The sequence below is a fragment of the Haliscomenobacter sp. genome (genome assembly GCF_033763495.1).
Classification (GTDB): domain Bacteria; phylum Bacteroidota; class Bacteroidia; order Chitinophagales; family Saprospiraceae; genus Haliscomenobacter.
Map to the genome: position 1 here is coordinate 1 of NZ_JANRKL010000194.1, position 5,914 is coordinate 5,914.

Annotated in this window: 6 protein-coding genes; 2 read left to right on the forward strand and 4 right to left on the reverse strand. The window is 47.7% G+C overall.

From position 1 onward, the window contains the following. The 3 genes from SFV55_RS22445 to SFV55_RS22455 all read right to left on the reverse strand — a co-directional run. Positions 1–543 (reverse strand): hypothetical protein (locus tag SFV55_RS22445; RefSeq protein WP_320031802.1); only part of this gene is annotated, 543 nt, incomplete at its 3' end. Between the two features lie 19 nt (positions 544–562). Beyond that, positions 563–745: a hypothetical protein gene (locus tag SFV55_RS22450; RefSeq protein WP_320031803.1), complete on the reverse strand. Its 183-nt coding sequence runs from the start codon at positions 743–745 to the stop codon at positions 563–565. Between the two features lie 21 nt (positions 746–766). Beyond that, complete coding sequence (locus SFV55_RS22455; protein WP_320031804.1) at positions 767–1,171, reverse strand: BlaI/MecI/CopY family transcriptional regulator; 405 nt, start codon at positions 1,169–1,171, stop codon at positions 767–769. A 223-nt stretch (positions 1,172–1,394) separates the two neighbouring features. On the opposite strand from SFV55_RS22455, the gene SFV55_RS22460 reads away from it, so the two are divergent. Both SFV55_RS22460 and SFV55_RS22465 read left to right on the forward strand, forming a co-directional pair. Continuing rightward, positions 1,395–1,946 (forward strand): hypothetical protein, encoded by a 552-nt coding sequence (locus SFV55_RS22460; protein WP_320031805.1) that lies wholly within the window; start codon positions 1,395–1,397, stop codon positions 1,944–1,946. A gap of 45 nt (positions 1,947–1,991) precedes the next feature. Continuing rightward, positions 1,992–3,020: a hypothetical protein gene (locus tag SFV55_RS22465; RefSeq protein WP_320031806.1), complete on the forward strand. Its 1,029-nt coding sequence runs from the start codon at positions 1,992–1,994 to the stop codon at positions 3,018–3,020. A gap of 83 nt (positions 3,021–3,103) precedes the next feature. On the opposite strand, the gene SFV55_RS22470 is transcribed toward SFV55_RS22465, so the two are convergent. After that, on the reverse strand, positions 3,104–5,914 hold a 2,811-nt coding region (locus SFV55_RS22470), incomplete at its 5' end, for a PVC-type heme-binding CxxCH protein (protein WP_320031807.1).

The following is a 5,914-nucleotide window of genomic DNA, read 5'->3' on the forward strand; positions in this document are numbered from 1 at the left end:
TTGCTTAGCTTTACTTTGTGGGGCTAGATCGATGAGTCGATTTCGCCAATACAGGGAAGGTTGGTAGGTTCGGTACCAGCGCATCCGATAAAGCGACCAGATGTCCAGCCCCATTTTGATGCTTTTGAGGCTTAGCATGAGTATCCATACCCCAACGAAGAGCAAATGATTTTGCTCAAATAAACTGCGCAACAGTTGCACATTGGTTTTGAACCAACTCCGTGCCTGCAACATCTGAGTTTCATTGAGAATACCACCTGAGACTTCGCTCGCACTCAAATACTGGATGCTGGGAATATGCGCTAAAGATTTAAAAAAATGCCATTCAATAAGTGCAGTTGTGCTTATTCCCACTACGAATGCAAGCATCAAAACAGACAATAAATTATAGCGCAGCTGGGCCTTTTGACGCTTAGAAATGAGCATAATCAGACCCGCGAATAAAGCCATGGCAAGCCCCTGCCATAAGGAATGCAATAGCGTCCAACTGATGGTTTGCAACAATCTTTCAGAAAAGAAACTGGCTGCGAAAAAGCTGTTCATACTGAATAAGGTTTAAAGCTTAAATCCTAAAAAATTCCACCACCTTGTAGCGGAGGTTGGCGTTCCAATTCGCAGCCCCCCAAAATAAGATACCTGCAAGGAAAGCTACCAATGCGCCCTGCCAAAGCGAATGCAGCAGCGTCCAACTCAAGGCATGAAGTAGACTTTCAGAAACGGTAAACGTTGCGAATAACAATTGCATAAACCTTTTCTTTTTGAAAATTTACAGTTTGTTCTCTTCGTCTTTTAGCAGCTTTCGTATTTCATCAAGCTCGGATTTGCTGGCCTTTTGGTTGCCCAAAAAATATTGCAACAATTTGCTTACCGACCCCTGATAGTGGGTGTCAACAAAGTTCTCCAACAAATTGCCCTTCGTGCTAGCCTCTTCCAGTGCCGCGGTATATACATGCTTCATCTGGCTTTCGTCGCGCAGCAACATCCCCTTTTCGGTCATCACCTGCATTTGTTTCAAGGTGGAGGTATACTGTACGGCTTTCTTTTGTGCATTCAAGGTATCATTCACAAAACGAACCGTACTGGGGCCGTGATCCCATAGGACTTGCAGAATGTCCATTTCTGCTTTGGTGGGTGCCCCCGATTGTTCTGATTCTGGTTTCTGTGTTTTCATGATTCAAAGGTACGATTTATTTCGTACGTTTCAAGTAGTAGGTTTATTTTTTTGAAAAAAAGTTTCGCTCTCGGTCCACTTCGGCTCCGTTCTCGGTCACTGAGCGGAGCCGAAGTGGGCCGAGAGCGGAGCTTTCATCCAAGTTTTATCCAGAGAAATCGAATTTTCCGGCTTATTTATGGTTAAAAACTCTTATTTTGCGCCAATAGAAATGCTACGACACATGCAAAAAAGTTTAAAAGCGCTTTTTGGTATTCATCACGGTTTGGATGAAAAAAGCGTTGATTTTTTAACCCAGGCTTTGGAAAAGAACAACCTTCCTGGTTTCGATTACATTGAGTTCAAGCAATCCATTGGAAATCTGACCAATTTAGGCATCGATGAACCCACTATGTTCAAATCTGCGTATGCCACCGCCGCAACAGTTGGTTTGACTAAGGAAAAATTGCTCAAAACCGCCGAGCATTATAAAAATATCTTAACCAATGAAAAAACGCAGTTTGATGCAGCCGTGCAAAAGCAGGTAGATCAAAAGGTGCGTTCCAAGCAGGTAGAGGTCGAAAAGTTGCGCAAACAAATTGAAGATCATCAAGCTAAAATCAAAGAACTGGAAGCTAAAATTGCTGCTGCCCAGTCTACTGTTGACCAGGCAGGTGATCTTATTGAGGCCGAATTGACCAAAATCGAAAACACCAAAAACGGTTTTGATAACACCCTGCGAGCGCTGATGAACGAAATCGATCGCGATATTCTGAACATTCAACAATATTTGTAATTTTGAGTGCGCTCAACATTGAGTGCTACCAAAACTCACCTAATCATGGCTGAAGTTAAATTTGAAAATCCCGAATTCAAACCAAAAACGTTCTGGTCACGTCCAGAAGGCACCACGGGTGCTATTTTTGGGCTGGCTATTCTGGCTGGTCTGGGTTATGTTTTTGTGACCTATCTGCCCCAGATTCTGGCTCTGGCTCAAAGTACACTTTACCTGGCACTGATGATTGTTGCATTGGTAGCCATCCTTTATATGGTGCTCGATCCCAAGATGCGCACCTTGATTTGGTACATGTACAAAAGTGTGATGCGCTGGGTAACTGGAATGTTTGTGACCATTGACCCCATCGGTATCCTCAAGAATTACATTGAAGACCTGGAGGACAATTTGGCCAAAATGCGCAAACAAATTGGTGTCCTGCGTGGTCAAATGCGCCAGATGACCACCCTGATTGAGGACAACAACAAAGAAATTGAGGCCAATATGCGCCTTGCTGCCGTTGCGCGCGATCAAGATAAGGATCAACAAATGTTGCTTGCTTCCCGTAAGGCTGCCCGCTTGAAGGAAAGCAACGAAAAATATGCTGCCTTACACCAAAAAATGGAGATCCTGTATCGCATTCTGTCCAAAATGCACAGCAACTCCGAAGTTTTGTTGGAAGACACCAAGGATCAGGTGAAGGTGAAGGAAATCGAACGCAAAGCCATCCGCACCTCCCACTCTGCCATGCGTTCGGCAATGAGCGTCATCAGCGGTGATCCGGACAAGCGCGCGATGTTTGATGCCGCCATGGATGCGATCACCGAAGATGTTGCCAACAAGGTAGGTGAAATGGAAAACTTCATGGAGATGTCTTCCAAGTTGATGGATTCCATCGACCTGCAAAATGGCATGTTCGAAGAACAAGGCCTACAAATGTTGGAAGATTGGGAGAAAAAGAGCACCCTTATGCTGATGGAAGGCACTGGCAAAACTTCTTCTGCCGAGTCTCTGGATTTGGATAGCTTCAAAAGCCGCCCAGAGAAAGAAGCAAGAGGGGATGGAAATGATTACAGCAATCTTTTCAATAACTGATAAGCGAAAAGCGAAAAATAAGGGGGATTGGCGATTGTGTCGCTTTTCCCCCTTGCTTTTTTAGGCGCCTTCGGCGCTATTCTTTACAACTCGGTTTTGGCTTTCAAAGTGGCCAAATACTCCACCAAGTCCACCAATTGCTGCTCATTAAAACCTTTGTAGAGCCCTTCCGTCATCAAGGATTGTGGCATTTCTTCCATTTTTTGCACATCGGCCATAGGATAAGACCGGGAAGTACCTCCCATGATGCGCAACTTCAGTTCACTAGCCGTTTTGCTTTCTACAATCCCCTGGACGGTTGAACCATCCTTTAAGGCCACATTAAACCCTTCGTAGCCGTAATTGATTCCTGAGGAAGGATAAATAATCGCGTTGTAGAGCGCACCCTTGTCCAGTTTGGAACCAATTTCAGTCAAAGCCGGGCCAAAGTTCACCCCACTTGCTCCAACTTTGTGGCAGGTGGCACAATGCTGCAAAAAGACTGCCTTTCCCGCCGCCACTTTGCCACTTCGGCCTTCCAATACCGCCACTGGGGGCAAATCACTGCCCATTTCCTTTTGTTTTTTGGTCAATAATGCCCGCGATTTTTTGCGCACATCCGTATTCCAGGCACCTGCGAGGGAAACCAAACCCTGCATGGTCAATACCTCTGGCACTTGATTTTTTTCAAACAATCCCAGAAGGTAAATTTGCCCATCCCAGGTGCTGTTGAGGCAACTCAAGGCAGCCCGACGAACGGCAAGTGGATTGTTTTCGCCCAAATACTGCTGATACATTTTGAACAAAGCAGGATCATTCACCGGTGCCAGGGCATACAAAATTTGTTGGGCTTTGGCCTCATCTGCACCTTTGAGTTGCTGTAGTAATAGGGGCATTCCTTTGTTGGCTACCAAAAGGCTGGCGGCTTGCCCACGCAAGGCTTCATCCTTATTTTCCAGCGCCATTTTCAGCAATTGTTCATTCTGGTTTTTGATTTGCAAGCGGTCCAATAAATCGAGGTACTCCACCCTACCCTCTAATTTGGATAACACCTGTTCCGCAAGAGATTTTAATGCAGCTGATTGTTGATAATAGCCGGGATCAATCGAAAACAAGGCCAAAATATTGATGGAATCCTGCATTGGATGTTTCGCTTGCGTCAGATTCTCAATCAGGCCATTTTTAGTTGAATCCGCATGAAAATGCAAGGCGCGGAAGTACTGTCTCAAGTCAAAGGCTTTGATCTTTGGGTCCAGGATCATCTCTTTCAATAAGGGTAGCGCCTCTTTAGAACGACTGCGCCAAACCAGGATTTTACCGGCCTCGGTATTCCATTTGCCGCCCACTTTCTTTTTCCAGGCCAAAAAGCGGCTGTCAGCCTGCAAGTCAGAACCTATTCCCAAGGCTTCCAGGTACCAGCGATCCTGCCCGTCGTATTGGCTGGCCAAATCCGCCCAAACCTTGTCTGCCTCCGCTCCTTTGGCGAAGCGCAATGCTACTGCCGCTTCGCGTCGCACCTGTGCGGAAGGGTCCTTTGCCACGGTTTTGGCCAATTGAGCGATTTGATTGGGCAATACCTGTCGGGCCAAACGGAGCCCTACAATGCGAATATCCGGGTCAATGTCTTTCAGAGCTGCTTGTACATAGGTTTGGGCCTTCCCCTTCATTTTGCCCAAAATCCACAAAGCACGAGCACGGGTTCGGGAATTGTTCCCATTCCACAGTTTGAGCAAACCCGCTTCAGCACCTGTTCCCATGCTGCGCAAGGCATTAGAGGCTTTGGCTTGTACGGCGAGATTGGGATTCTGGAGCGACTCCAAAAGCTGACCTTCGGTTTCAAAACCGGGGATAGCTTTTTCAGGCTGGTATTTCCGTCCTTTTTTACCCGCACTGACCCGAAATATCCGCCCACGACCGGTGTCTCCAAATTTGTGTCCGCCTACTGCAGGATCGTACCAGTCCGCAAAAAAGACCGATCCATCTGGAGCTACCGTTACATCGGAGGGGCGGCACCACTGGTCTTTACTTTTGACCAAATTCAACACTTCCGCGGTATAACCAGCACCGGAAGATTTAGCAGGGTAAGCTCTTACAACATTGTGCCCAGCCTCGGCGTGGAGCGGCTGGTTGTGGAATGCCTCGGGCAACATCTCGCCCTCATACACCGTCATCCCGCAGGGCGAACCGGAACCCGTTTGTAATAGATTGGGCACCACCCCGGGGTCGTTCAAATGCCAATGGCGCAAGGGGATTTCGGACTCCAGGTTGATCCGACGCTCACCCCACCAGGCACCGGTTATTTGGTCGGTGTAGCCGTAGTTACCGTATTCCATGACGTAGTTGATGCGTACCCCCATGTTGCCATCGTCGTCATTGTCGGATTGCCAGAGGGTGCCGTAGGAATCGGGGGCTACTTCGTAGTTGTTGCGAAAATTGTGGGCCAGCACTTCCAGATTGCTGCCATCAGGGTCGCAGCGGAATACCATGCCCTGGCGATAGGGCGCACCCTGGTCATTTACGGCATTGCCACTCAGGTCCATCACGGGTTTACCATGGCGGTCCATGATTTGTCGGCCGTTGTTGCCAAAGTTAAAGTACATCTTGCCATCGGGGCCTTGTACAAAGGCGTGTACGGCGTGGTCGGATTGTACCCCGCTTAGCCCGGTGAAAAGGGTATCTCTTTTGTCGGCTTTGTCATCACCATCGGTATCACTCAACAAAAACACATAAGGGCTACAAGAGACTATGGCCTGATTGTCTACCGCCCAGATGCCCAGGGCAGCATTGACATCGGTTCCTTGGTAAAATACGGTGCTTTTATCGGCTTGGGCATCGCCATCGGTGTCTTCGAGGATGAGGATGCGGTCGCCTTCTTTGCGTTCGGGGTTTTCAGGGTTGTGGGTGTTGCGGTAGTT

Bases quoted from the DNA above. Each gene is read 5' to 3' on its own strand.
- SFV55_RS22460 (WP_320031805.1), top strand. From the start codon at position 1,395: ATGCAAAAAAGTTTAAAAGCGCTTTTTGGTATTCATCACGGTTTGGAT.
- SFV55_RS22455 (WP_320031804.1), bottom strand. From the start codon at position 1,171: ATGAAAACACAGAAACCAGAATCAGAACAATCGGGGGCACCCACCAAA.
- SFV55_RS22450 (WP_320031803.1), bottom strand. From the start codon at position 745: ATGCAATTGTTATTCGCAACGTTTACCGTTTCTGAAAGTCTACTTCAT.
- SFV55_RS22465 (WP_320031806.1), top strand. From the start codon at position 1,992: ATGGCTGAAGTTAAATTTGAAAATCCCGAATTCAAACCAAAAACGTTC.